General features: G+C 57.2%; 26 protein-coding genes. 16 read left to right on the top strand and 10 right to left on the bottom strand.

The window, feature by feature from the left end; all coding sequences use genetic code 11:
- The first annotated feature begins 39 nt into the window (after positions 1 to 39).
- A complete protein-coding gene (gene dnaJ / locus ACA373_RS14785) occupies positions 40 to 1182 on the top strand; it encodes a molecular chaperone DnaJ (protein WP_301252438.1) in 1143 nt (380 codons plus the stop codon).
- Positions 1183 to 1261: 79 nt separating this feature from the next.
- Here dnaJ and ACA373_RS14780 read toward each other — a convergent pair whose 3' ends face one another.
- Positions 1262 to 2191 carry an Rpn family recombination-promoting nuclease/putative transposase gene (locus ACA373_RS14780; protein ID WP_301252440.1) on the bottom strand — a complete coding sequence of 310 codons (930 nt, stop codon included), beginning with the start codon at positions 2189 to 2191 and terminating at the stop codon, positions 1262 to 1264.
- A gap of 204 nt (positions 2192 to 2395) precedes the next feature.
- Here ACA373_RS14780 and nhaA point away from each other — a divergent pair, with 204 nt between their 5' ends.
- Entirely contained in the window at positions 2396 to 3556 is a 1161-nt protein-coding gene (gene nhaA, locus ACA373_RS14775; protein ID WP_253455378.1) for a Na+/H+ antiporter NhaA, read from the top strand.
- A gap of 182 nt (positions 3557 to 3738) precedes the next feature.
- On the opposite strand, the gene rpsT is transcribed toward nhaA, so the two are convergent.
- Positions 3739 to 4002, bottom strand: a complete 264-nt coding sequence (gene rpsT / locus ACA373_RS14770; protein ID WP_125290520.1) for a 30S ribosomal protein S20 — start codon at positions 4000 to 4002, stop codon at positions 3739 to 3741.
- 306 nt (positions 4003 to 4308) lie between these two features.
- On the opposite strand from rpsT, the gene ribF reads away from it, so the two are divergent.
- The 10 genes from ribF (at position 4309) to ACA373_RS14720 (ending at position 14727) form a co-directional block, all read left to right on the top strand.
- Positions 4309 to 5247, top strand: a complete 939-nt coding sequence (gene ribF, locus ACA373_RS14765) for a bifunctional riboflavin kinase/FAD synthetase (protein ID WP_253455377.1) — start codon at positions 4309 to 4311, stop codon at positions 5245 to 5247.
- Between the two features lie 30 nt (positions 5248 to 5277).
- Positions 5278 to 8085: an isoleucine--tRNA ligase gene (gene ileS, locus ACA373_RS14760; protein WP_301252443.1), complete on the top strand. Its 2808-nt coding sequence runs from the start codon at positions 5278 to 5280 to the stop codon at positions 8083 to 8085.
- A complete protein-coding gene (gene lspA / locus ACA373_RS14755; protein ID WP_253455375.1) occupies positions 8085 to 8594 on the top strand; it encodes a signal peptidase II in 510 nt (169 codons plus the stop codon). The genes ileS and lspA overlap by 1 nt, the downstream gene beginning before the upstream one ends.
- The gene (gene fkpB / locus ACA373_RS14750) at positions 8587 to 9057 is read left to right on the top strand and encodes an FKBP-type peptidyl-prolyl cis-trans isomerase (RefSeq protein WP_253455374.1); all 471 of its coding nucleotides are present in this window, start codon (positions 8587 to 8589) and stop codon (positions 9055 to 9057) included. The genes lspA and fkpB overlap by 8 nt, the downstream gene beginning before the upstream one ends.
- Entirely contained in the window at positions 9038 to 9991 is a 954-nt protein-coding gene (ispH, locus tag ACA373_RS14745) for a 4-hydroxy-3-methylbut-2-enyl diphosphate reductase (RefSeq protein WP_370734729.1), read from the top strand. Before fkpB ends, ispH begins: the two co-directional genes overlap by 20 nt.
- Positions 9992 to 10205: 214 nt before the next feature.
- Positions 10206 to 10391 carry a YegP family protein gene (locus ACA373_RS14740; RefSeq protein WP_125290526.1) on the top strand — a complete coding sequence of 62 codons (186 nt, stop codon included), beginning with the start codon at positions 10206 to 10208 and terminating at the stop codon, positions 10389 to 10391.
- An 80-nt stretch (positions 10392 to 10471) separates the two neighbouring features.
- Positions 10472 to 12610 carry a lysine decarboxylase LdcC gene (locus tag ACA373_RS14735; RefSeq protein WP_370734728.1) on the top strand — a complete coding sequence of 713 codons (2139 nt, stop codon included), beginning with the start codon at positions 10472 to 10474 and terminating at the stop codon, positions 12608 to 12610.
- A gap of 74 nt (positions 12611 to 12684) precedes the next feature.
- Entirely contained in the window at positions 12685 to 13071 is a 387-nt protein-coding gene (locus ACA373_RS14730; protein ID WP_125290528.1) for a VOC family protein, read from the top strand.
- A gap of 49 nt (positions 13072 to 13120) precedes the next feature.
- Positions 13121 to 14422: a tRNA lysidine(34) synthetase TilS gene (gene tilS / locus ACA373_RS14725; RefSeq protein ID WP_301730171.1), complete on the top strand. Its 1302-nt coding sequence runs from the start codon at positions 13121 to 13123 to the stop codon at positions 14420 to 14422.
- Entirely contained in the window at positions 14419 to 14727 is a 309-nt protein-coding gene (locus tag ACA373_RS14720) for a cytochrome c (RefSeq protein WP_253455370.1), read from the top strand. Before tilS ends, ACA373_RS14720 begins: the two co-directional genes overlap by 4 nt.
- 36 nt (positions 14728 to 14763) lie before the next feature.
- Here ACA373_RS14720 and rof read toward each other — a convergent pair whose 3' ends face one another.
- On the bottom strand, positions 14764 to 15024 hold the full coding sequence (gene rof, locus ACA373_RS14715) for a Rho-binding antiterminator (RefSeq protein WP_301289610.1): 261 nt from the start codon (positions 15022 to 15024) through the stop codon (positions 14764 to 14766).
- Positions 15011 to 15211, bottom strand: a complete 201-nt coding sequence (locus ACA373_RS14710) for a YaeP family protein (protein ID WP_125290532.1) — start codon at positions 15209 to 15211, stop codon at positions 15011 to 15013. The genes rof and ACA373_RS14710 overlap by 14 nt, the downstream gene beginning before the upstream one ends.
- 129 nt (positions 15212 to 15340) lie before the next feature.
- Here ACA373_RS14710 and ACA373_RS14705 point away from each other — a divergent pair, with 129 nt between their 5' ends.
- The 3 genes from ACA373_RS14705 to ACA373_RS14695 are packed head-to-tail and all read left to right on the top strand — an operon-like array spanning position 15341 to position 16737.
- Positions 15341 to 15892 (top strand): YaeQ family protein, encoded by a 552-nt coding sequence (locus ACA373_RS14705; protein WP_253455369.1) that lies wholly within the window; start codon positions 15341 to 15343, stop codon positions 15890 to 15892.
- Entirely contained in the window at positions 15889 to 16311 is a 423-nt protein-coding gene (gene arfB, locus ACA373_RS14700) for an alternative ribosome rescue aminoacyl-tRNA hydrolase ArfB (protein ID WP_253455368.1), read from the top strand. The genes ACA373_RS14705 and arfB overlap by 4 nt, the downstream gene beginning before the upstream one ends.
- 21 nt (positions 16312 to 16332) lie before the next feature.
- The gene (locus tag ACA373_RS14695) at positions 16333 to 16737 is read left to right on the top strand and encodes a copper resistance protein NlpE N-terminal domain-containing protein (protein ID WP_253455367.1); all 405 of its coding nucleotides are present in this window, start codon (positions 16333 to 16335) and stop codon (positions 16735 to 16737) included.
- A 31-nt stretch (positions 16738 to 16768) separates the two neighbouring features.
- Here ACA373_RS14695 and proS read toward each other — a convergent pair whose 3' ends face one another.
- From proS to metN, 6 genes are all read right to left on the bottom strand, one after another.
- A complete protein-coding gene (gene proS / locus ACA373_RS14690; protein ID WP_253455366.1) occupies positions 16769 to 18487 on the bottom strand; it encodes a proline--tRNA ligase in 1719 nt (572 codons plus the stop codon).
- A gap of 106 nt (positions 18488 to 18593) precedes the next feature.
- Entirely contained in the window at positions 18594 to 19298 is a 705-nt protein-coding gene (tsaA, locus tag ACA373_RS14685; protein ID WP_301252449.1) for a tRNA (N6-threonylcarbamoyladenosine(37)-N6)-methyltransferase TrmO, read from the bottom strand.
- Positions 19295 to 19699 (bottom strand): Rcs stress response system protein RcsF, encoded by a 405-nt coding sequence (rcsF, locus tag ACA373_RS14680; RefSeq protein ID WP_253455364.1) that lies wholly within the window; start codon positions 19697 to 19699, stop codon positions 19295 to 19297. Before rcsF ends, tsaA begins: the two co-directional genes overlap by 4 nt.
- 151 nt (positions 19700 to 19850) lie before the next feature.
- Entirely contained in the window at positions 19851 to 20663 is an 813-nt protein-coding gene (locus tag ACA373_RS14675; RefSeq protein WP_253455363.1) for a MetQ/NlpA family lipoprotein, read from the bottom strand.
- Positions 20664 to 20693: 30 nt separating this feature from the next.
- Positions 20694 to 21347, bottom strand: a complete 654-nt coding sequence (locus tag ACA373_RS14670; protein ID WP_125290540.1) for a methionine ABC transporter permease MetI — start codon at positions 21345 to 21347, stop codon at positions 20694 to 20696.
- Positions 21340 to 22371, bottom strand: coding sequence for a methionine ABC transporter ATP-binding protein MetN (gene metN / locus ACA373_RS14665; RefSeq protein ID WP_253455361.1), 1032 nt, complete (start codon positions 22369 to 22371; stop codon positions 21340 to 21342). The genes ACA373_RS14670 and metN overlap by 8 nt, the downstream gene beginning before the upstream one ends.
- 180 nt (positions 22372 to 22551) lie before the next feature.
- Between metN and gmhB the strand changes: the two genes are divergently transcribed.
- Positions 22552 to 23112, top strand: a complete 561-nt coding sequence (gene gmhB / locus ACA373_RS14660; RefSeq protein ID WP_253455360.1) for a D-glycero-beta-D-manno-heptose 1,7-bisphosphate 7-phosphatase — start codon at positions 22552 to 22554, stop codon at positions 23110 to 23112.
- Positions 23113 to 23476: the final 364 nt, after the last annotated feature.

Here is a 23476-nt window from a genome sequence, read left to right as displayed (position 1 = left end):
CCACGCCCGTTCACGCATATTTAGGGCAGGATCACCACAATGGCGAAGCAAGACTACTACGAGATTTTGGGCGTTTCGCGATCGGCGGACGAGCGCGAAATCAAAAAGGCCTATAAACGCCTGGCGATGAAGCATCACCCCGATCGCAATCCGGGCGACAAAGAATCAGAAGCAAAATTTAAAGAAGTCAAAGAAGCCTACGAAATTCTGACTGATGCGCAGAAGCGTGCGGCTTATGACCAGTACGGTCATGCAGCCTTTGAACAGGGCGGCATGGGTGGCGGCGGCGGCGGCGGTTTTGGCGGCGGCGGCGCAGACTTCAGCGATATCTTTGGCGACGTGTTCGGCGATATCTTCGGCGGAGGACGCCGTCAGCAGCGTGCTGCGCGCGGCGCCGATTTGCGCTACAACATGGAGCTGACGCTTGAAGAAGCCGTCCGCGGCGTGTCCAAAGAGATCCGCATCCCTACGCTGGAAGAGTGCGACGTCTGCCACGGCAGCGGCGCCAAAGCGGGCACGCAGCCGCAAACCTGTCCGACCTGTCACGGTCAGGGTCAGGTCCAGATGCGTCAGGGCTTTTTCACCGTGCAGCAGGCGTGTCCGACCTGTCACGGTCGCGGTTCCGTTATCAAAGATCCCTGCAACGCCTGTCATGGACATGGCCGCGTAGAGCGTTCTAAAACGCTGTCGGTAAAAATCCCGGCAGGCGTGGATACCGGTGACCGCATCCGTCTTTCAGGCGAAGGCGAAGCGGGCGAGCACGGCGCACCAGCGGGCGATCTTTACGTTCAGGTGCAGGTGCGCAAGCATCCTATCTTTGAACGTGAAGAGAATAACCTGTACTGCGAAGTGCCGATCAACTTTGCAATGGCGGCGCTGGGCGGCGAAATCGAAGTGCCGACGCTGGACGGGCGCGTTAAGCTGAAAGTGCCTGCGGAAACGCAGACCGGTAAACTGTTCCGTATGCGCGGCAAAGGCGTTAAATCCGTACGCGGCGGCGCGCAGGGCGACCTGCTGTGTCGTGTGGTCGTGGAAACGCCGGTCAGCCTGAGCGAGAAGCAGAAAAGCCTGCTGCGCGAGCTGGAAGAGAGCTTTGGCGGCGTGGGCGGCGAGAAGAACAGTCCGCGTTCGAAAAGCTTTTTCGACGGCGTGAAGAAATTCTTTGACGATCTGACCCGCTAGCCTTTATAGCGTGCAGAACCAGACGGGCGGCTTAAACTGCCCGTTTTTTATGGCAAGCGCAAAGGGGTCAGCGCCGGGGCTACGCCGTTGGGTTAGCCTGGCTGAGGCTGGTGAGTTCCTGCTCCGACAGGCCGGTTGTTTTCGATACCGTGTCGGGGGCAATGCCATTCTGTAGCAAGGCGCGGGCAATTTTTAGCGTGGCCTCGCGCTCGCCTTCGGTTCGCCCTTTTTGAAGCCCTTTAGTTAATCCTTTTTGTTCAAGGTATTCTGCAATAGTCATCAACACGTCCTCCTGTGACGATAAATGGCTGGTCAGCTCCTGCAGCAGCTTTTCCGGATTACCCGCCGTGCCGGTTTGCATCATCCAGTTCATTGAGGTTACTAACTGCTCGTTCGTAGTATAACCTGCAAGCAACAGGGTCACCAACTGTTCCGTCAGCTCCGCCAGGTCGCGCGTTCTGGCGTGCTTCAGCAGCAGCTCCAGCATCGCCATCCGGCGGTGTTTCATGATATCCGCATCATCCATCGCGCCGACGTCAATCAGCGGAAAGCTTCGCGTATAGAGCCGTCGGGCCAGCTCCGGCTCAGCGAACAGCGCCGTCCAGTCTGTGGTATAGGGCCAGGGCGTGGCGCGACCATGACAAAACAGCAGCGGGACGACCAAAGGCAGCGCCGTGTGTCCCGCCTCTATATGTCGCTGCATAGCCGCTATCGCGTAGCGCATCAGGCGGAAGGCCATATGCTTATCCGAACTGCTCTGGTGCTCTATTAGCGTATAGATATAGCCCGTGCCGTTACTGGTCCGCAATGAATAGAGCACGTCGGCGAAATAAGTCCGCAAATTCTCTTCAATAAAGCTGCCCGACTCCAGCTGCAAGGTGGTGATATCGCAGATTTCAAGCAGCTCCGGCGGCAGATAGAACGACAGAAAATCCCGCGCAGTGTCGGTATTAGTCAGAAAAGTTTTAAATAGTCCATCATGCGGTACAGGCGAAAGGGTTTTCATCATCGATCCTGAATCAGAAAAATAATGCCGACATCATGTCATGCCCGTTTTATCCGGTTAAGGGCGTTAACAGCGCGATGCGGCGCGCCTCGTAAATAATTTCTCCGGCAGCCTTTTTGCCCGATAAACCACCGCAAACCGTTTTTCCTGCCGTCAGAAACGCGTATGCTGTCAGGCCGCACGATTTGTTTATCAGGAAAGATTGCAATGAAATCCGCGATTAAGCGATTACTCAATAATGAAGCAACCGGCGGCGTGGTATTGATTATCGCTGCCGCTATCGCTATGTATCTGGCCAATTCGGCCGGCACCCAACAAGCCTACCAGTCTCTTCTTGCCATGCCGGTGGAATTCCGTTTTGGCTCGCTGGATATCAGCAAAAATCTGCTGCTGTGGATCAACGATGCGTTGATGGCGCTGTTCTTTTTGATGATTGGGCTGGAAGTCAAACACGAGCTGGTTTCCGGCTCGCTGGCCACGCGTGAACGGGCCATGTTCCCGCTGATTGCGGCTATTGGCGGCATGATCGCGCCCGGCGCGATTTTTGCCCTGCTCAATCATAACGATCCGCTGGCCGTTCACGGCTGGGCTATTCCTACCGCCACGGATATCGCTTTTGCTTTGGGTATTCTGGCGCTGCTGGGCAGCCGCGTGCCGCCAGCGTTGAAAATGTTTCTTATGGCGCTGGCGGTGATTGATGACCTGGGCGCTATCCTGATCATCGCCTTCTTTTATACGCAGGATCTGTCGCTGGCTTCGCTTGGCGTGGCCGCCGGGGCTATCGTGGTGCTGGCGTTACTGAACCGGCTGGGCGTGCGTAATATCGCTATTTATATGCTGGTTGGCATGGTGCTGTGGGTAGCGGTGCTGAAGTCGGGCGTGCACGCCACGCTGGCCGGCGTGATTGTCGGCTTCTTTGTGCCGCTGGAGAAACAGAACGGCCATTCTCCGGCTATCCACCTGGCTCACGGGCTTGCGCCCTGGGTCAGCTGGCTGATCCTGCCGCTGTTTGCCTTCGCCAATGCCGGCGTTTCGCTGAGCGGCGTCTCGCTGGACGGTTTGTTCTCCGCCGTGCCGCTGGGCATTATTTTAGGGTTGTTTATCGGCAAACCGTTAGGTATCACGCTAATCTGCTGGCTGGCCGTCAGGCTGCGCATCGCGGCGCTGCCGGAAAACACGCGTATGCAGGATATTTGCGCCATCGGCGTGCTGTGCGGGATTGGCTTTACCATGTCGATATTTATCGCCTCGCTGGCTTTCGATGCGCAGCATGAGGAGATGGTGACGCTGGCGAAGCTGGGTATTCTTACCGGCTCGATTGTTTCTGCGCTGGTAGGCTATACGCTGCTGCGTATCAAGCTGCGCTGATTGAGGACGACGGCAGGCTCACCGCTTGCCGTTGTCTCTTGCGGCTAAGGCCGGCGTTCAGGAGGCGGCAAACTCAGGCCGGGGCCGAATGGCGGACATAAAAAAGCCCGGAGCCAAACGCCGGGCATAAAAAAACCTGCCTGAGCAGGTTTCTTTATCAAAGCTGATTAACAGACGGGCGATTAAGCCAGTTTGTTGATCTGAGCAGTCAGGTTTGCTTTATGACGTGCCGCTTTGTTTTTGTGGATCAGGCCTTTAGCTGCCTGACGGTCCACAATAGGCTGCATTTCATTAAATGCAGTCTGCGCAGCTGCTTTATCGCCAGTAGCGATAGCCGCGTATACCTTCTTGATAAAAGTACGCAACATTGAACGACGGCTAGCGTTGTGCTTACGACGCTTCTCAGACGTTACGGCGCGTTTCTTAGCTGATTTGATATTAGCCAAGGTCCAACTCCCAAATAGTTCTATGAGGACAATTCAAAGGCCGAGGAATATGCCTCTTTAGCCCGTGGTTGTCAATGGATTTGTGCAAATAAGCGCCGCTGAAACAACGACACCTGGTTACGTTTCGATGGCGCAAGATTCTACCAGCTTCATGGCGATGAATACAGCTTATTCACAAGAAAAATGGTATCGCCCGTCAGCCGCGACAGAAAAAGCCCGCATTAACGCGGTAAAGGCGCATTCGCGGGTTAACCTTCCTGGTGGTAGTTGGTATAATCCGCCGATTTCCACGAACCTGAGCCAGCCATGAAGTTTATCCGCGGCATACATAACCTCCGGGAGCAGCATCGCGGCTGCGTTCTCACCATTGGCAATTTCGATGGCGTACATCGCGGCCATCAGGCGCTACTGTCCCGGCTGCGCGAGGAAGGGCGTAAACGTAATTTACCGGTGGTGGTGATGCTGTTCGAGCCGCAGCCGCTGGAACTGTTTGCGGCCGATAAAGCGCCTGCGCGGCTGACGCGACTGCGCGAAAAACTTCGCTACCTGGACGAGGCGGGCGTGGACGCGGTGCTTTGCCTGCGTTTCGACCGACGCTTTGCCGCGCTGTCGGCACACAGTTTTGTCGCCGATCTGCTGGTCGATAAGCTGGGCGTACGGTTGCTGGCGGTCGGCGACGATTTCCGGTTTGGCGCTGGTCGCGAAGGGGATTTCCTGTTATTACAGAAAGCGGGCGCCGACTACGGTTTTGACGTTATCAGCACTCAGACTTTTTGCGACGACGGCAAGCGCATCAGCAGCACGGCGGTGCGCCAGGCGCTGGCGGAAGACAATCTGCCGCTGGCGGCCACGCTTCTGGGGCACCCTTTCAGCATCTCCGGCCGCGTAGTGCACGGCGACGCGCTGGGCCGCACCATCGGCTTTCCCACCGCTAACCTGCCGTTAAGACGCTATGTTTCGCCGGTAAAAGGCGTGTATGCCGTCGAGGTCCGCGGCCTGGGCGACAAGCCGCTGCCCGGCGTCGCCAATATCGGCACGCGCCCCACGGTAGCGGGCATACGTCAGCAGCTGGAAGTGCATCTGCTGGACGTTGCAATTGACCTGTACGGGCGCCATATAGAAGTGGTGCTGTGCGAAAAAATACGAAACGAGCAGCGTTTTTCCTCGCTTGACGCGCTCAAAGAGCAAATTGCTAAAGACGTGGTGGCGGCCCGAACTTTTTTTGGGCTGAGCGCACCGGTTTAAACAGAAGCGGAATACGGAATCGAGAATCTGATGAGTGACTATAAATCTACCCTGAATTTGCCGGAAACGGGGTTCCCGATGCGTGGCGATCTGGCCAAACGCGAACCGGGAATGCTGCAACGTTGGTATGCTGACAATCTGTACGGCATCATCCGCGAAGCCAAAAAAGGGAAAAAAACCTTTATCCTGCATGACGGCCCTCCCTACGCGAACGGCAGCATTCATATTGGTCACTCCGTCAACAAGATTCTGAAAGACATTATCGTTAAGTCCAAAGGCCTGGCGGGCTTCGATTCGCCTTATGTGCCGGGCTGGGACTGCCACGGTCTGCCTATCGAACACAAGGTCGAGCAGATGATCGGCAAGCCGGGCGAGAAGGTCACGGCGGCTGAATTCCGCGAGGCGTGCCGTAACTATGCGGCAGAGCAGGTTGAAGGCCAGAAAAAAGACTTTATCCGTCTTGGTGTGCTGGGCGACTGGGATCGTCCTTACCTGACGATGAATTTCCAGACCGAAGCCAATATCATTCGCGCGCTGGGCAAAATCATCGGCAACGGCCACCTGCATAAAGGCGCCAAGCCGGTGCACTGGTGCCTGGACTGCCGCTCCGCGCTGGCGGAAGCAGAAGTGGAGTACTACGACAAAACCTCGCCTTCTATCGACGTGATGTTCAACGCGGTAGATGCCGACGCCGTGCGTGCTAAATTCGGCGCTGACAGCGTAGAAGGCCCGATCTCGCTGGTTATCTGGACCACCACGCCGTGGACCATGCCGGCTAACCGCGCTATCTCTCTGCACCCTGAATTTGACTACCAGCTGGTGCAGATCGAAGGGCGCGCGCTGATCCTGGCGAAAGATCTGGTGGCAAGCGTGATGAAACGTGCCGGCGTCAGCGACTGGCAGGTGCTGGGCGAAGCCAAAGGCGCGGCGCTGGAGCTGCAGCCTTTCCGTCATCCTTTCCTCGACATCACTTCTCCGGTGGTGCTGGGCGAGCACGTAACGCTGGAAGCGGGTACCGGTGCGGTGCATACGGCACCAGGCCACGGCCCGGACGACTACGTTATCGGACAGAAATACGGTATCGAAGCGGCCAACCCGGTCGGCCCGGATGGACGCTACCTGCCGGGCACTTACCCGACGCTGGATGGCGTAAACGTCTTTAAAGCCAACGATATGATCGTTGAGCTGCTGCGTGAAAAAGGCGCGCTGCTGCACGTGGAAAAACTGCTGCACAGCTATCCGCACTGCTGGCGTCACAAAACGCCCATCATTTTCCGCGCCACGCCGCAGTGGTTTATCAGCATGGATCAGAAAGGCCTGCGCGAGCAGTCGCTGAAAGAGATCAAAGGCGTGCAGTGGATCCCGGACTGGGGCCAGGCGCGGATCGAATCTATGGTTGCCAACCGTCCCGACTGGTGTATTTCACGCCAGCGCACCTGGGGCGTGCCGATGGCGCTGTTCGTGCATAAAGAGACCGAGCAGCTGCATCCGGATACGCTGGCGCTGATGGAAAAAGTGGCGCAGCGCGTCGAGCAGGACGGCATCCAGGCCTGGTGGGATCTGGACGCGAAGGAGCTGATGGGCGACGACGCGGAAAACTACGTCAAGGTGCCGGATACGCTGGACGTATGGTTCGATTCCGGCTCCACCAGCTATTCGGTGGTGGATGCGCGTCCGGAATTTGAAGGCCACACGCCGGATATGTATCTGGAAGGCTCGGATCAGCATCGCGGCTGGTTTATGTCCTCGCTGATGATTTCCACGGCGATGAAAGGCAAGGCGCCTTATCGCCAGGTGCTGACGCACGGTTTTACCGTGGACGGTCAGGGCCGCAAGATGTCCAAGTCGATCGGCAACACCGTGTCGCCGCAGGACGTAATGAACAAGCTGGGCGGCGATATTCTGCGCCTGTGGGTGGCTTCCACCGACTACTCCGGCGAAATGGCAGTATCGGACGAAATCCTGAAGCGCTCTGCGGATGCCTATCGTCGTATCCGTAACACCGCGCGCTTCCTGCTGGCTAACCTGAACGGCTTCAACCCGGAAACGGATATGGTCAGCCCGGAAGAGATGGTGGTGCTGGATCGCTGGGCCGTAGGCCGCGCGAAAGCCGCGCAGGATGCGATTGTCGCCTCTTACGACAGCTACGACTTCCACGAAGTGGTGCAGCGTCTGATGCAGTTCTGCTCGGTTGAGATGGGCTCCTTCTACCTGGATATCATCAAAGACCGTCAGTACACCGCCAAAGCCGACGGCCTGGCGCGTCGCAGCTGCCAGACCGCGCTCTACTACATCGCGGAAGCGCTGGTGCGCTGGATGGCGCCGATCATGTCGTTTACCGCGGATGAAATCTGGAACGAGCTGCCGGGCAAACGTGAGAAGTATGTCTTTACCGAAGAGTGGTTCGACGGGCTGTTTGGTCTGGCGGAAAGCGAGTCGATGAACGATGGTTTCTGGGCGGAGCTGCTGAAAGTGCGCGGCGAAGTCAACAAGGTCATTGAGCAGGCGCGCGCCGACAAGCGCGTGGGCGGCTCGCTGGAAGCGACCGTCACGCTGTATGCCGACGCCGACCTGGCGCAGAAGCTGACCAGCCTGGGCGACGAGCTGCGTTTCGTGCTGCTGACTTCCGGCACCCAGGTCGCGGATTATGCGCTGGCCACGTCCGAAGCTCAGCAAAGCGAGCTGGTAAAAGGCCTGAAGATCGCGCTGCATAAAGCGGAAGGCGAGAAGTGCCCGCGCTGCTGGCACTACGCGACCGATATCGATCGGGAAGCGCAAATCTGTGGCCGCTGCGTCACCAACGTCAGCGGCGCTGGCGAACAGCGTAAGTTCGCCTGATGAACAGGCCGATTTTTTCGACCGGACTGCGCTGGCTGTGGCTGGTGCTGGTGGTGATCGCCGTCGACTTCGGCAGCAAGCAGTGGATTATGAATACGCTGATGCTGCACGAGTCGATGTCGGTGATGCCGTTCTTTAACTTTTTCTACGCGCACAACTACGGTGCGGCGTTCAGCTTCCTGGCGGATAAAGGCGGCTGGCAGCGTTGGTTCTTCGCCGCGATTGCGGTGGCGATTGCCGTCGCGCTGCTGGTGATGATGTACCGCACCGAAGCCAGCAAGAAGCTGAACAATATCGCTTACGCGCTGATTATTGGCGGCGCGTTGGGCAATCTGTTCGATCGCGCTTACCACGGCTTTGTGGTCGATTTTATCGACTTCTACGTGGGCGACTGGCATTTTGCCACGTTTAATATCGCAGACTGCGGCATCTGTATCGGTGCCGCGCTGATCGTGCTGGAGGGCTTTTTAACGCCCGCCGGCAAAGCCAAAAGGGCAGGGCATGACTGATTCTGTACAGCGTAACAGCGCGGTGCTGGTGCATTTCACCTTAAAACTCGCCGACGGCTCCACGGCGGAATCAACGCGGGATAACGGCAAGCCCGCGCTGTTCAGCCTGGGCGACGGCAGCCTGTCCGGCGAGCTGGAAGAGCAGCTGCTGGGCCTGAAGCCCGGCGACAAAAAAGCGTTTTCGCTCGGCCCGGATGCCGCTTTCGGCCAGGCCAGCCCGGATCTGATCCAGTATTTTTCGCGCCGTGACTTTACGGAAGCGGGCGAACCGGAAGTCGGCGCCATCATGCTGTTCAGCGGCATGGACGGCAACGAAATGCCGGGCGTAATCCGCGAAATCTCCGGGGATTCGATTACCGTGGACTTTAACCATCCGCTGGCCGGACAAACGATTCACTTTGATGTAGAAGTGCTGGAAATTGATCCGGTACTGGAGGCGAACCATGCAAATCCTGCTGGCTAATCCACGTGGCTTTTGTGCCGGCGTCGATCGCGCCATCAGCATCGTAGAGCGCGCGCTGGAGATGTATGGCGCGCCTATCTACGTGCGGCATGAAGTGGTGCACAACCGTTACGTGGTTAACAGCCTGCGCCAGCGCGGCGCTATCTTCATTGAAGAAATCAGCGAAGTGCCGGACGACTCGATCCTGATCTTCTCCGCGCACGGCGTTTCTCAGGCGGTGCGGGCGGAAGCCAAAGCGCGCAACCTGACCATGCTGTTTGACGCCACCTGTCCGCTGGTGACCAAGGTGCATATGGAAGTGGCGCGCGCCAGCCGTAAGGGCACGGAAGCGATCCTGATTGGTCATGCCGGGCACCCGGAAGTGGAAGGCACCATGGGTCAGTACAGCAATCCGGCTGGCGGCATGTATCTGGTGGAGTCGCCTGCGGACGTATACAAGCTCCAGGTCAAAAACGAAGATAACCTTTGCTTTATGACCCAGACCACGCTTTCCGTGGATGACACTTCCGAAGTAATCGACGCGCTGCGCGATCGCTTCCCGAAGATCGTCGGGCCGCGTAAAGATGATATCTGCTACGCCACCACTAACCGTCAGGAAGCGGTACGCACGCTGGCGAAGGATGCGGACGTGGTGCTGGTGGTCGGTTCACGCAACTCTTCCAACTCCAACCGTCTGGCCGAGCTGGCCCAGCGCGCGGGCAAACTGGCGCGGCTGATCGATTCGGCGGACGATATCCAGGAAGCCTGGATCAAGGACGTCGGCTGCGTGGGCGTCACGGCGGGCGCTTCCGCACCGGATATTCTGGTGCAGCAGGTTATCCAGCGTCTGCGCGAGCTGGGCGGCGAAGCGGCCATCGAGCTGATCGGCCGTGAAGAGAATATCGTGTTTGAAGTGCCGAAAGAACTGCGCGTGGACGTTAAGCAGGTCGACTAACGCCTGACCGTTCGCTACAGCCCGAAGGGAAACATTAATACCGTTTTCGCTTCGGGCTTTTTTTATTCTGCCTCATCACGCCTCTTATTCAGTCTCTCCGACTTTCTCTGCGTAATAAAAAGTTAAACAGATCAACTTTTCTAATGTTTTGGCTTGATTCCGTGAGCGAAGCTGTTTGTTATAGCGTCAGGAACAGTAAAAACAGGAGGGAAATATGGGTCACTACGAAGTAAGAAAATCAGACAAGCAGACGGATCAGCCCTGGTATTTTGTGCTGGTCGCCAACAATCATGAAATTATCGCCACCAGCGAGATGTACGCCAGCAAGCAGGGCGCGCTGAACGGCATTAAGTCCGTACGGGCCAATGCGCCTTCCGAAGAGGTGCGCGACAGGAGCTAACCCCGGCGGAGGCGATTTTTCTGCCTCCGCTGTTCAACTTCGCTATGCTTACCCCTTGCCGTTATTGTAAGGAGTCCGCATTGAATATTATCGCGATTATGGGACCGCACCACGCGTTCTATAAGGATGAACCCATCCGCGAACTGGATGGCGCGCTGGCCGCCCAGGGTTTTCAAACTATTTATCCTAAAGACGCTGGCGATCTGCTCAAGCTGATTGAACACAATCCGCGTATCTGCGGCGTAATTTTCGACTGGGACGAGCACGGCTTCGATCTGTGCAGCGAAATAAATCAGCTGAATGAATATCTGCCGCTGTACGCGTTTATTAATACGCACTCGACGATGGACGTCAGCGTTAATCAGATGCGCATGGCCATCTGGTTTTTTGAATATGGTCTGGGCGCGGCGGAAGATATCGGGCAGCGTATCCGCCAGTACACCAATGAATATATCGATACCATTACACCACCGCTGACGAAGGCCCTGTTCACCTATGTGAAAGAAGGGAAATATACCTTCTGCACGCCGGGCCATATGGCGGGCACCGCGTTTCAGAAAAGCCCGGTCGGCAGTTTGTTTTACGATTTCTTCGGCGGCAACGCGTTAAAAGCGGACGTGTCGATTTCGGTCACGGAGCTGGGCTCGCTGCTTGACCACACCGGCCCGCATCTGGAGGCGGAAGAGTATGTCGCCCGCACCTTCGGCGCCGAGCAAAGCTATATGGTGACCAACGGCACCTCGACCTCCAACAAAATCGTCGGCATGTACGCCGCACCGTCGGGCAGCACGGTGTTGATCGATCGCAACTGCCATAAATCCTTAACGCACCTGCTGATGATGAGCGATATCGTACCCATCTGGCTGAAGCCAACGCGCAACGCGCTGGGCATTCTTGGCGGCATCCCTAAGCGGGAGTTTACCCGCGAGAGCATAGCGCAAAAGGTGGAGCAGACCGAACGCGCCAGCTGGCCGGTGCACGCGGTTATCACTAATTCCACCTATGACGGGCTGCTCTACAGCACCCGCTACATCAAAGAGACGCTGGACGTGCCGTCGATCCACTTTGATTCCGCCTGGGTGCCGTACACCAATTTCCATCCTATCTATAACGGGCTGAGCGGCATGAGCGGCGACCGCACGCCGGGTAAGATCATCTACGAAACCCAGTCCACCCATAAGCTGCTGGCCGCTTTTTCGCAGGCCTCGCTGATCCATATTAAAGGGGAGTACGACGAACAAACCTTTAATGAAGCCTATATGATGCACACCACCACCTCGCCGAACTATCCCATCGTGGCGTCGATAGAAACGGCGGCGGCGATGCTGCGCGGCAATCCGGGCAAGCGGCTGATTAATCGTTCCGTAGAGCGCGCGCTGCATTTCCGGCGCGAAGTTCAGCGGCTGCGGGAAGAGTCGGAAGGCTGGTTCTTCGATATCTGGCAGCCGGAAGGCGTCGACAAGCCGCAGTGCTGGCCGATCCAGCCGGGCGAGGAAGACTGGCACGGCTTTAACGATGCCGACGCCGATCATATGTACCTCGATCCTATTAAGGTAACGATCCTGACGCCGGGCATGAGCGAGCAGGGCGTGATGGCGGATGAAGGGATCCCGGCGGCGCTGGTGGCGAAATACCTCGACGAGCGCGGCGTGGTGGTGGAAAAAACCGGGCCTTACAATCTGCTGTTCCTGTTCAGCATCGGCATTGATAAAACCAAGGCGATGAGCGTGCTGCGCGGCCTGACCGAGTTCAAGCGCGCTTACGACCTTAATCTGCGGGTCAGAAACATGCTGCCGGATCTTTATGCGCAGGCGCCGGAGTTTTATCGCAATATGCGCATTCAGACGCTGGCCCAGGGCATTCATAATCTGATCCGCGATCACGATTTGCCAAGGCTGATGCTTCAGGCCTTCGATAAGCTGCCGGAAATGAAGCTGACGCCGCACCAGATGTTCCAGCAGCAGGTGAAAGGCAATGTGGAAACGGTAGACCTCAGCAAATTAGTCGGGCGAGTATCGGCCAATATGATCCTGCCTTATCCGCCGGGCGTGCCGGTGGTGATGCCGGGCGAGATGATCACCGAAGAGAGCCGCGCGGTGCTCGACTTCCTGCTGATGCTCTGCACCATCGGTCGTCACTATCCCGGTTTCGAAACCGATATTCATGGCGCCACCCTGACCGACGAAGGGCAGTATCTGGTTCGCGTGCTGAAAGCGTAGTTCCGGAATTGTGCCATTGTCCTGTGCTTCCGGCCTGCGTAAGGTAGCCGGAAGCTTTTATTCAGGAGAAAGACATGTTTATCAGGAAAGTGCACCATATCGCCATTATCGCCAGCCATTATGAAACCAGTAAGGCTTTCTATTGCGACGTGCTGGGTTTTACGCTGATGGGTGAAGTGTATCGGGAAGCGCGGGATTCCTGGAAAGGCGATCTGGCGCTGAACGGCGAGTACGCTATTGAACTGTTTTCGTTTCCTTTTCCGCCTGCGCGGCCGGACGGCCCGGAAGCCTGCGGCCTGCGCCATCTGGCGTTCAGCGTGGAGGATATCGAGGCGGCAAAGCAGCATCTTGAAGAGAAGGGCGTCAGCTGCGAGGCGATCCGCGTCGATCCGCTGACCGACAAGCGCTATACCTTCTTTAAAGATCCGGACGGTTTGCCGCTGGAGCTGTATCAGGCGTAAAATAGCGCCTGGCCGCTGTCGGCCGGGCCTTTTTGCTTCAGGGATTTGCATGTCACTGTCCGATCTTCAACACCATCTTGCCGGACAACGGCAGCTGCTGGTGGCCTTCAGCGGCGGCCTGGATTCCAGCGTGCTGCTGCACCAGCTGGTCTGCCTGCGTCAGCAGCACGCCCTCACTTTACGCGCCATTCATATTCATCACGGCCTTAATCCGCTGGCGGAAAGCTGGGCGACGCACTGTCGGCAGCAGTGCGCGCGCTGGCAGGTGGCGCTGGAAGTGGTGTATGTGCAGGTCGACGGGCGGGAAAAAGGCATAGAAGCGGCTGCCCGCGAGGCGCGCTATCAGGCGTTTCGTCAGCACCTTCAGCCCGGCGAATGCCTGTTGACCGCGCAGCATCTGGACGATCAGTGCGAAACGCTGCTGCTGGCGCTGAAAAGAGGCAGCGGGCCGGCCGGGCTGGCCGCTATGCCCGTCAGCGGCAGACTTGATTCGCATCTGCACCTACGGCCGCTGTTGACGCAGACGCGAGCGCAGCTGGAGCAGTGGGCGGCAGAACATCAGCTGAGCTGGGTTGAGGACGACAGCAATCAGGATACGCGCTACGACCGTAATTTCCTGCGCCAGGTTATTCTGCCCGAACTGAGCGCGCGCTGGCCTCATTTTGCCCGCGCGGCGGCGCGCAGCGCGGCCCTGTGCGGCGAGCAGGAACAGCTGCTGGATGAGCTGCTGGCTGAATCGCTCCGTTCGCTAATGGATGAAAAGGGCGCGCTGGCGATAGCGCCGCTGGCCGCGATGAGCGACAGCCGACGCGCCGCGCTGCTGCGACGCTGGATAGCGCAGCATCAGGGGCTGATGCCTTCGCGGGATGCGCTGGCGCGTATCTGGCAGGAAGTGGCCTGTAGCCGTGAAGATGCGGAGCCGCGCCTGCTGTTGGGCAATGTTGAAATCCGGCGCTTTCGCGGCCGCCTGTACTGGCTGCCGGTCGCCGTATCTGTCCGTGATGAGGTGCTTGCCTGGCCTTTGACGTCTTTATCGCTGGCGCTGCCGGCTAAAATGGGCAGGCTGGTACGCGGTGACACAGGCACAAAGGTGCGGGTGCCGCAGGCTGACGAGGCGGTCAGCGTGCGCTTCCAGGCGCAGGGGAAAATACATATTGTCGGACGCGCGGGCAGTCGGCCGATAAAAAAAATCTGGCAGGAGCTTGGTGTGGCCCCGTGGCTGCGCGAGCGCACGCCGCTGCTGTTTTATGGCAATCAGCTGATTGCCGCCGTGGGCGTCTTTGTTACCCGTGAAGGCGATCCGAAAGAGCAACCCGGCTGGCAAATCAGCTGGCAACAGGATGAGCAATGAAAAAAGTAATCGCGTCGGCGCTGCTGCTGGCGATCAGTTTCCCCGCGCTGGCGGGCAACGCGCAGAGCGGCCAGCAAAAAGCCGCCAGCTGTCAGGGCTGTCACGGCGCCGCAGGCAAAGCCGCCGTGTCGCTGTATCCCAATCTGGCGGGCCAGAATGCAGACTATCTCGATCACTCGCTCCACGCCTATCAAAAAGGCGAGCGCAGCGGCGGCCAGGCAGAGGTGATGAAAGCTTTCGTAGCGGGACTGAGCGATGAGGATATGGCGGATCTGGCGGCTTACTATGCGGGCCTGAAGCCCTGACGACGGAGGGCGGAATAGCTTCCGCCCGATTGGGGGTTAGTCAGACTCGCTGACCACGACGGTACCCAGTTCAGGGTGGCTGAAACTGGCGATATGATCCAGACGCAGCTCGCGGATCTCGCCTGAGAGATCGACGACCAGGTATTCCACCTTCTTGCGCAACAGCATATCTATGGCCTTTGCCTTCAACTGCTCGCCGTCCTTCAGCGCCAGCGCCAGCGTCAGCTGTTTCTGGCAGGCAAGTTCCAGATTGTCGTAATCATCGCAGTTGATCGGTTGGTATTCATTCGTCAACATAATCGCTCACCAATAAGTTAGCAGCAGCAAAAGCTGCCTGTTCCCTGATTGAAGAGTGTAGCTCAGGATTTGCGGCTACCTCATTCAGTGCTTTTAAAACGCAAGCTATCGCGTCCGGCACGTATCCCAGATCGCCGCTGCCGATTTCAGCATATTTACGACGAACTAATTCACAATACTTTTGCACATGCACCTCAAGAATTTTCTTTGGCGACCTGACGACTATAACACAGGATTTCACGGGAAATCAGCCAGGCGGAGCGTGATTTGCTGCCCGCACGGGTTACAATGCCCGACAACGACTATAAGGAATACCATGGCACTTAAAGCGACAATTTATAAAGCCACCGTCAACGTGGCCGATATGGACAAAAACGTGTTTCTGGACAGCGTGCTGACGCTGGCCCGACATCCTTCCGAAACGGAAGAAAGGCTGATGCTGCGTCTGCTGGCATGGCTGGTTAACGCGCATGAAAGGCTGACCTTTACGCGCGGCCTGAGCGCGGAAGACGAGCCGGAAATCTGGCTGATGAACGATCACAACGGCATTGAGGTCTGGATAGAGCTGGGGCTGCCGGACGAGCGGCGGTTAAAAAAAGCGTGCAATCGCGCAGCCCGCGTATACTTGTATACTTATAACGCCCGCGCCGCGCAGATTTGGTGGCTGCAAAACCAGAATAAGCTTCAGCAGGCGAACCTGACCGTGCGTTTCCTGGATGATGAGCAGCTGAAGGCGCTGACGCAGCTTGCCTCACGCTCCATGACGCTCCAGGCGACCATTCAGGACGGCACCATCTGGCTTTCCGACGAGCAGCAGCATCTGGAACTGCGCTTTACCGACTGGCTGCTCGACGGTAAACCGGCATGATCGTCCTGTCACGCCACGCGACCATTCCCGATAGCGAGCTGGAATTAACCGCTATCCGAGCGCAGGGGAACGGCGGTCAGAACGTGAATAAAAGCTCTACGGCGATCCATTTACGGTTTGATATTCGCGCCTCCAGCCTGCCGGAGTTTTATAAAGAGCGGCTGCTGTCGGCCAGTCACCATCTGATTACGCCGGAAGGGATAGTGATTATCAAGGCGCAGGAGTATCGCAGCCAGGAGATGAATCGTGAAGCGGCGCTGAAAAGGCTGGAAAACCTGATCCAGGAGCTGACGGTAGTCGAAAAAACAAGGCGGGCCACGCGGCCCACGCTGGCGTCTAAAAAGCGGCGGCTGGAGGGCAAGGCGCGCAAAGCCACCACCAAATCGCTGCGCGGCAAAATGCGACGCGTGCCTGACTGATCGTATGACAGAGGAGGGAAAGTGAAAAAGGTTCTGATTGTTCTGGTGATATCGCTGTTCTTTGGCCCGCTGATGGGCTGTCAGAACTACGATGCGGCGGCAACGGTGCAGCCGCGCGAGGCACAGGTGCAGAACTATCGCGGCGTTATTCCCTGCGCCGACTGTGAAGGCATCCAGGTCACGCTCTCTTTAGAGCAGGGCGGGCGCTACCGTTTGCAGGAGCGCTATCTGACCGACGAACACGTTGAAAATCAGCAGCAGGGCCACTGGTCGCGCACGGCGGAAAAACTGGTGCTGGTATCGGATCAGGGAGAGAAGCGCTATTTTCGGCCGCGCGACAGCGGGCTGGAGATGACGGACGCGAGCGGCGAAGCGCTATCGACCACGCTGAACTATCGGCTGGCGCCGGTAGAAACGGGCAGCTGAAGCGGCGGACAGAACGCCCGCCGCCTGACGACTACTTGTTGATTTCGGCCAGCAGGAAATCCAGGATTTCGCCTGTTTTAATCATCTGCTTCTCGCCCGCGCGGCGGGATTTGTACTCCACTTCCTCGCTGTCGAGATTACGGTCGCCGATGACGACGGTGTGCGGCACGCCAATCAGTTCCATATCGGCAAACATCACGCCAGGACGCTCTTTGCGATCGTCAAGGATCACGTCGATGCCTTTAGCGCGCAGCTGAGCGTACAGCTCTTCCGCCAGCTCCTTCACGCGGAAGGATTTGTGCATATTCATCGGCAGAATAGCCACCTGGAACGGCGCCAGCGCCGCAGGCCAGATAATGCCGCGCTCGTCATGGTTTTGCTCGATAGCGGCAGCCACGATACGCGTGATGCCGATGCCGTAACAGCCCATGGTCAGCACCTGATTGCGGCCGTCTTCGCCCTGCACGGACGCTTTCATCGCTTCGGAATACTTGGTGCCGAGCTGGAAGATATGACCGACTTCGATGCCGCGCTTGATCAGCAGCGTGCCTTTTCCATCCGGGCTGGCGTCGCCTTCCACCACGTTGCGCAGATCGGCCACGCGCGGCAGCGGCAGATCGCGCTGCCAGTTGATGCCGGTCAGGTGCTTGCCGTCCTGGTTCGCGCCGGCGCAGAAATCGCTCATCATCGCGACGGTGCGGTCAACCACGATTGGCAGCGTCAGGCCGACCGGGCCAAGGGAGCCAGGGCCTGCGCCCGTTGCCGCGCGAATATCCTCTTCGCTTGCAAAGGTCAGCGGCGCGGCGACGATATCAATTTTTTCGGCTTTGATTTCGTTAAGCTCATGGTCGCCGCGCACAATCAGCGCAACCAGCGAATGGCCGCTCTCTTTGGTTGCCTGTACCAGCAGCGTCTTCACGGTCTTCTCAATCGGCAGCTTATGCTGTTCAACCAGCGCCGCGATGGTTTTCGCGTTCGGCGTGTCGATTTCCACCATTGGCTGGGTGGCGTCTGCACGGCTGCCGGCTGGCGCAACGGCCTCGGCCAGTTCGATATTCGCCGCGTAGTCGGAGCCGGTAGAGAACACGATATCGTCTTCGCCGCTCTCGGCCAGCACCTGGAACTCATGCGAGGCGCTGCCGCCGATGGAGCCGGTATCGGCCTGCACGGCGCGGAAATCCAGGCCCATGCGCGCAAAGCTCTGGCTGTAAGCGCGATACATATCATCGTAGGTCGCCTGCAGCGATTCCTGCGAAGTATGGAACGAATAGGCATCTTTCATGATGAACTCGCGCGAGCGCATTACGCCAAAGCGAGGGCGTACCTCATCGCGGAACTTGGTCTGGATCTGGAAAAGATTCAGCGGTAGCTGCTTATAAGAACTCAGCTCGTTGCGGATCAGATCGGTGATCACTTCCTCGTGCGTCGGGCCAAGTACAAAAGGGCGGTCGCCGCGATCGACCAGGCGCAGCAGCTCCGGTCCGTACTGCTCCCAGCGTCCGCTTTCCTGCCACAGATCGGCGGGCTGCACGACCGGCATAGAGATTTCGATAGCACCGGCGTTGTTCATCTCTTCACGCACGATGTTTTCGACTTTTTTCAGAACGCGCAGGCCGGTTGGCAGCCAGGTATACAGCCCGGAAGCCAGTTTGCGGATCATTCCGGCGCGCAGCATCAGCTGGTGGCTGATCACTTCAGCGTCGGCAGGCGTCTCCTTCTGGGTGGAGAGCAGATATTGAGTAGTACGCATGAGTTACGATTCCAGTTAAGCAGAAAGCTACATTAAGCCAGGCTAAATAATTGCTGGCGGCTAGTGTACCAGCGTGGTCAGAGACTCAAAAGAGACAGAAGATAAATTAACGACGCTCTACGGCGGTCACCAGCGTGCCGGAGGCGTCGACGCGCCAGCGCACGTTGAAATCCAGCAGCCAGGCGGCGTATTCCCGTTCCGGCTCTTCGCCTTTGCGGTAGGCCGGACGCGGATCCTGGGCCAGCACTTCGGCGATAAAACGTTGCAGATGCGGATAGCGCGCGCCGTGCTGCGCAATCTGCTGGACGGCCTGCGGCGAAAACGCTACCGGCATAGAGGCTTCCGGCGCCTCCTGCGCGAAACCCGCGCGCGCGGCAGGGATCGACTCGGCGAAAGGCAGGTAGGGCTTGATATCCACTATCGGCGTGCCGTCAACCAGATCCAGACTGCCCAGTTCCAGCACAACTTCGCCTTTTCCCGTCCGGATGCCCTTCAGCTCTACCAGCGACATGCCGATCGGGTTGGGACGAAAGGTGGATCGGGTGGCGAAGACGCCCATGCGCGCATTGCCGCCCAGCCGGGGAGGGCGAACGGTGGGTCGCCAGCCGCCTGCCATCGTCTGGTGAAACACAAACAGCAGCCACAGATGGCTGAACGCTTCCAGCCCGCGCACCGCTTCCGGCTGATTATAGGGCGACAGCAGCCGCAGCTCGCCGCCGCCGTCCTGGATCAGGCCTGGCTGACGCGGAACCGCGAACTTCTCTTTCCACGGCGAATGGATAGTGCCAATTGGCTGGAAGGTAAAACTCATTGGCCGCTGACTTTCAGGGCCGAACCCTGGCACACCGCCTGGCGGTAGCAGCCCTGGGAATTGGTGACGATTTCACACTTGTGCAGCAGCACCGCATTGGCTTTCATCGCGGAGGCGCGGATCTGCATTCTTTTACGGGCGGTGGCGATAGCCGGCGGCGAGCTTTGTCTGCTGCTCTGGCAATCTTCGCCATAGACTTCGCCCAGATCGCGGAAAGGCTTGCTGACCAGATCGCTGGCGTCGCTGTAAAGTTTTACCGGTGCGGGACGCGGCGCGGGTTTGCTCCTGACTGGCTCAGTTTGTGCAGGCTGCTTAAAAGGCTCTACGGGCTTATAAGGCTTATGCAGCAATGAACACCCTGTCAGCGAAAGGGCTAACAAACAGAGCGGTACAACACGCATGGGAACATCCTCATTGTCGGTAAAAGAGGCGTTATTGAAGCAAGCCCGGCGGCAAATAACAAGCGCGCATAAATGAACAAAGCGGGCTATTGCCCGCTTTGCTGAGGTGACGGCCAGGTGACCGCCAGAATAGTGTGGTACTGAAAGGAAATTACCAGCCTTTCACCGCGCCGCCGTTGAAAATCTTATTAGCCGCTTCGCTGACTTCGTCGGACTGATAGGCTTCAACGAATTTCTTCACGTTTTCAGCATCTTTGTTATCTTCACGCGCCACGATCAGGTTCACGTAAGGAGAATCTTTATCCTCAACGAAGATGCCGTCTTTGGCCGGCGTCAGGTTGATCTGGCTGGCATAGGTAGTGTTGATCACCGCCAGCGCAATTTGCTGATCGTCCAGTGAACGTGGCAGCTGCGGCGCTTCCAGCTCAACCAGCTTAATGTTTTTCGGGTTTTCTACCACGTCCAGCACGGTCGGCAGCAGGCCGATGCCGTCTTTCAGCTTAATCAGACCTACTTTCTGCAGCAGCAGCAGTGAGCGGCCAAGATTAGTGGGATCGTTCGGAATGGCAACCTGCGCGCCATTCTGCAGCTCGTCCAGCGACTTGATCTTTTTCGAGTAGCCCGCAATTGGATAAACGAAGGTGCTGCCAACAGGCACCAGCTTATAGTTGCGATCTTTGATCTGCTGATCCAGATAAGGCTTGTGCTGGAAAGCATTAACGTCGATATCGCCCTTGCTCAACGCTTCGTTCGGCAGGACATAATCATTAAAGGTGACCAGCTCTACATCCAGACCATATTTATCTTTGGCGACCTTTTTGGCGACTTCGGCAACCTGCTGCTCGGAACCTACAATCACGCCGACCTTAATATGGTTAGGATCCTTCTCTTTCTGATCGCACCCGACCAGCGCCAGCGAACCAATCAGCGCACCCACAGCGGCAATCGTTTTAAAATTAAACATATCCTTTCCTTAATCTGTAAGAAGCGTTATTTACTTGTGGGTGACAGCACGAACAATGCGGTCGCCACAGAACTGAATCAAATAAACCAGAACCACTAACAGCACCAATACGGTATTCATCACGGTGGCGTTGTAGCCGATATAACCATACTGAATACCGATTTGTCCCAGACCGCCCGCGCCGACGGCGCCGCCCATGGCCGAATAGCCGACCAGGGTAATAAGCGTAATGGTCGCCGCATTAATCAGGCCGGGAAGGGCTTCCGGCAGCAGCACTTTTTTCACGATCTGCAACGGCGTCGCGCCCATCGCCCGCGAGGCCTCAATCAGGCCATGCGGCAGCTCCAGCAGCGTGTTCTCTACCATGCGCGCGATAAAAGGCGCGGCGCCGATGGTTAACGGTACGATAGCCGCCTGTAAGCCAATCGAGGTGCCGACGATCATGCGGGTAAACGGGATCATCCAGACCAGCAGGATAATAAAAGGAATGGCGCGGAAAATATTCACCAGCGCGGATAAAAAGCGATACAGCCCGCGGTTTTCGATAATCTGGCCCGGACGCGTTACGTACAGCAGCACGCCAAGCGGCAGGCCGAGCACGAAGCCAAAGAAACCGGAAACAAAAGTCATGACCAGCGTTTCCCATACGCCACGGCAGAGCAGCAGAATCATTGCCTCAGACATAACCTAATACCTCTACCTTTACATGGTGTTCCTGCAGAAAAGCGATTGCTGTCTGCGTATCAGCCGCTGCGCCGTGCATTTCCGTCAGCATAATGCCGAACTTAACGCCGCCCGCGTAATCCATCTGCGCGCTGATAATATTGTTGTTAACGTTAAAACGGCGGGCTGCTTCCGACAGCAGCGGAGCATCTACGGACTTGCCGGTAAATTCCAGACGTAATAAAGGGACGCTTTCCGGTTTCGCCGTTGCCGACAGCCGCGCGGCATAATCCTCCGGAATATCCAGATGCAGCGTGGACTGAATAAACTGCTGTGCCAGCGGCGTCTTGGGATGAGAAAAGACTTCGCTGACCGTGTCCTGTTCAATCAGCTTGCCGTTGCTGATCACGGCGACGCGATCGCAGATGCGTTTCACCACGTCCATTTCATGGGTGATTAGCAGGATAGTGATCCCCAGGCGACGGTTGATATCTTTCAGCAGCTCCAGAATCGCTCTGGTCGTCGCCGGATCGAGGGCGCTGGTGGCTTCGTCGCACAGCAGCACTTTAGGATTGGTGGCCAGCGCGCGGGCGATAGCGACGCGCTGCTTTTGTCCGCCGGAAAGATTGGCAGGCCAGGCGTCCTTTTTATCCGCCAGACCAACCAGTTCCAGCAGCTCGTTAACCCGCGAGTCGATCTCGCTGCGGGAAAGCTTGCCCAGCTCCAGCGGCAGCGCGACATTGCCCGCAACGGTACGGGAGTTCAGCAGGTTAAAGTGCTGGAAGATCATACCGATTTGGCGGCGCGCCTGGGTCAGCTGGCTTTCTGAAAAGGCGGTTAAATCCTGGCTATCCACTAACACGGTGCCTGAGGTAGGACGCTCAAGCAGATTCACGCAGCGGATAAGCGTGCTTTTCCCGGCGCCGGACGAGCCGATTACGCCATAAATTTGTCCGGCGGGCACTTCCAGGCTGACATCCGTCAGCGCGGTAATAGTGCGGGTGCCCTGTCGGAACACTTTGCTGATATTTTGAAGTTTTATCATTTTATTATCGTAATAGAGTGGGCCGTGGCAAATATTCGTCTGCACTTTCCTGCAGAGAGCTGCGAGTGGATGGTAAGGCATCCAGACGTCTGAATCAATCAATGCGCGCTTAAGGGGCATTCTCTCTGCGGATACAAACGTGCGATACTCTGTCTTAACATTAGTAGCAGGAGTTTCCACGTGACGAACAAAGTCCCCGCAATATTTCTCGACCGTGACGGTACCATGAATATCGATCGCGGCTATGTCCATGAGATCGACAACTTTCAGTTTATCGACGGTGTTATCGAAGCGATGCAGGAACTGAAAAAAATGGGTTTCGCGCTGGTGGTGGTCACCAACCAATCTGGTATCGCTCGCGGCCTCTTTACGGAAGATACCTTTATGCAGTTAACGGAGTGGATGGACTGGTCGCTGGCCGATCGCGAAGTCGACCTGGACGGCATCTATTATTGTCCTCACCATCCGGAAGGCGTAGTGGAAGAGTATCGTCAGGAATGCGACTGCCGTAAGCCGCAGCCGGGCATGCTGCTCTCTGCCCAAAAAGAGCTGAATATCGATATGGCGGCTTCTTATATAGTAGGCGACAAAATTGATGACCTGCTGGCAGGTAAAGCGGCAGGTGTAGGCACAAAGGTATTAGTGCGCAGCGGCAAGCCGGTAACGGAAGAGGGCGAAAATGCAGCAGATTGGGTGATAGATAGCCTTGCTGACCTGCCTTCGCGCATCAAAAAGCGCTAAAAAGCAGCGTTGCGAGCAAAAATAGAGCGAACGATAAAAAAGTTCATTTTTACGCTTGCCTTTCCGCGGCGCCTCCCTATAATGCGCAACCACTGAGACGGCACAACGGCTTACAGGCCAGCGGCTCAGGAGGTTCAGGAAGCTGAATCGCCGGAGAAAACTTCTGAAAAAGAGGTTGACTCTGAAGGAGGAAAGCGTAATATACGCCACCTCGCGGCAGGAAGCGAAAGCACTGGCCGCAACGCTCTTTAACAATTTATCAGACAATCTGTGTGGGCACTCGCAGGATTGATATCAAGCGTCTCCGGACGCAAAAAAATATCAAGTCTTAAGAGTGAACACATAATGAAATTCATTATGACGT

Source organism: Erwinia sp. STN24 (genome assembly GCF_041320675.1).
GTDB lineage: Bacteria > Pseudomonadota > Gammaproteobacteria > Enterobacterales > Enterobacteriaceae > Erwinia > Erwinia aeris.
Note: the sequence above shows the minus strand (reverse complement) of the source record. Positions and strands in the feature narration are given on the sequence as shown.

Excerpts from the sequence above, each read along its gene's own strand:
- dnaJ (WP_301252438.1), top strand. The coding sequence starts at position 40 with ATGGCGAAGCAAGACTACTACGAGATTTTGGGCGTTTCGCGATCGGCG.
- ACA373_RS14780 (WP_301252440.1), bottom strand. The coding sequence starts at position 2,191 with ATGATGAAAACCCTTTCGCCTGTACCGCATGATGGACTATTTAAAACT.
- nhaA (WP_253455378.1), top strand. The coding sequence starts at position 2,396 with ATGAAATCCGCGATTAAGCGATTACTCAATAATGAAGCAACCGGCGGC.
- ribF (WP_253455377.1), top strand. The coding sequence starts at position 4,309 with ATGAAGTTTATCCGCGGCATACATAACCTCCGGGAGCAGCATCGCGGC.
- ileS (WP_301252443.1), top strand. The coding sequence starts at position 5,278 with ATGAGTGACTATAAATCTACCCTGAATTTGCCGGAAACGGGGTTCCCG.
- lspA (WP_253455375.1), top strand. The coding sequence starts at position 8,085 with ATGAACAGGCCGATTTTTTCGACCGGACTGCGCTGGCTGTGGCTGGTG.
- fkpB (WP_253455374.1), top strand. The coding sequence starts at position 8,587 with ATGACTGATTCTGTACAGCGTAACAGCGCGGTGCTGGTGCATTTCACC.
- ispH (WP_370734729.1), top strand. The coding sequence starts at position 9,038 with ATGCAAATCCTGCTGGCTAATCCACGTGGCTTTTGTGCCGGCGTCGAT.
- ACA373_RS14740 (WP_125290526.1), top strand. The coding sequence starts at position 10,206 with ATGGGTCACTACGAAGTAAGAAAATCAGACAAGCAGACGGATCAGCCC.
- ACA373_RS14730 (WP_125290528.1), top strand. The coding sequence starts at position 12,685 with ATGTTTATCAGGAAAGTGCACCATATCGCCATTATCGCCAGCCATTAT.
- tilS (WP_301730171.1), top strand. The coding sequence starts at position 13,121 with ATGTCACTGTCCGATCTTCAACACCATCTTGCCGGACAACGGCAGCTG.
- ACA373_RS14720 (WP_253455370.1), top strand. The coding sequence starts at position 14,419 with ATGAAAAAAGTAATCGCGTCGGCGCTGCTGCTGGCGATCAGTTTCCCC.
- rof (WP_301289610.1), bottom strand. The coding sequence starts at position 15,024 with ATGTTGACGAATGAATACCAACCGATCAACTGCGATGATTACGACAAT.
- ACA373_RS14705 (WP_253455369.1), top strand. The coding sequence starts at position 15,341 with ATGGCACTTAAAGCGACAATTTATAAAGCCACCGTCAACGTGGCCGAT.
- arfB (WP_253455368.1), top strand. The coding sequence starts at position 15,889 with ATGATCGTCCTGTCACGCCACGCGACCATTCCCGATAGCGAGCTGGAA.
- proS (WP_253455366.1), bottom strand. The coding sequence starts at position 18,487 with ATGCGTACTACTCAATATCTGCTCTCCACCCAGAAGGAGACGCCTGCC.
- tsaA (WP_301252449.1), bottom strand. The coding sequence starts at position 19,298 with ATGAGTTTTACCTTCCAGCCAATTGGCACTATCCATTCGCCGTGGAAA.
- rcsF (WP_253455364.1), bottom strand. The coding sequence starts at position 19,699 with ATGCGTGTTGTACCGCTCTGTTTGTTAGCCCTTTCGCTGACAGGGTGT.
- ACA373_RS14675 (WP_253455363.1), bottom strand. The coding sequence starts at position 20,663 with ATGTTTAATTTTAAAACGATTGCCGCTGTGGGTGCGCTGATTGGTTCG.
- ACA373_RS14670 (WP_125290540.1), bottom strand. The coding sequence starts at position 21,347 with ATGTCTGAGGCAATGATTCTGCTGCTCTGCCGTGGCGTATGGGAAACG.
- metN (WP_253455361.1), bottom strand. The coding sequence starts at position 22,371 with ATGATAAAACTTCAAAATATCAGCAAAGTGTTCCGACAGGGCACCCGC.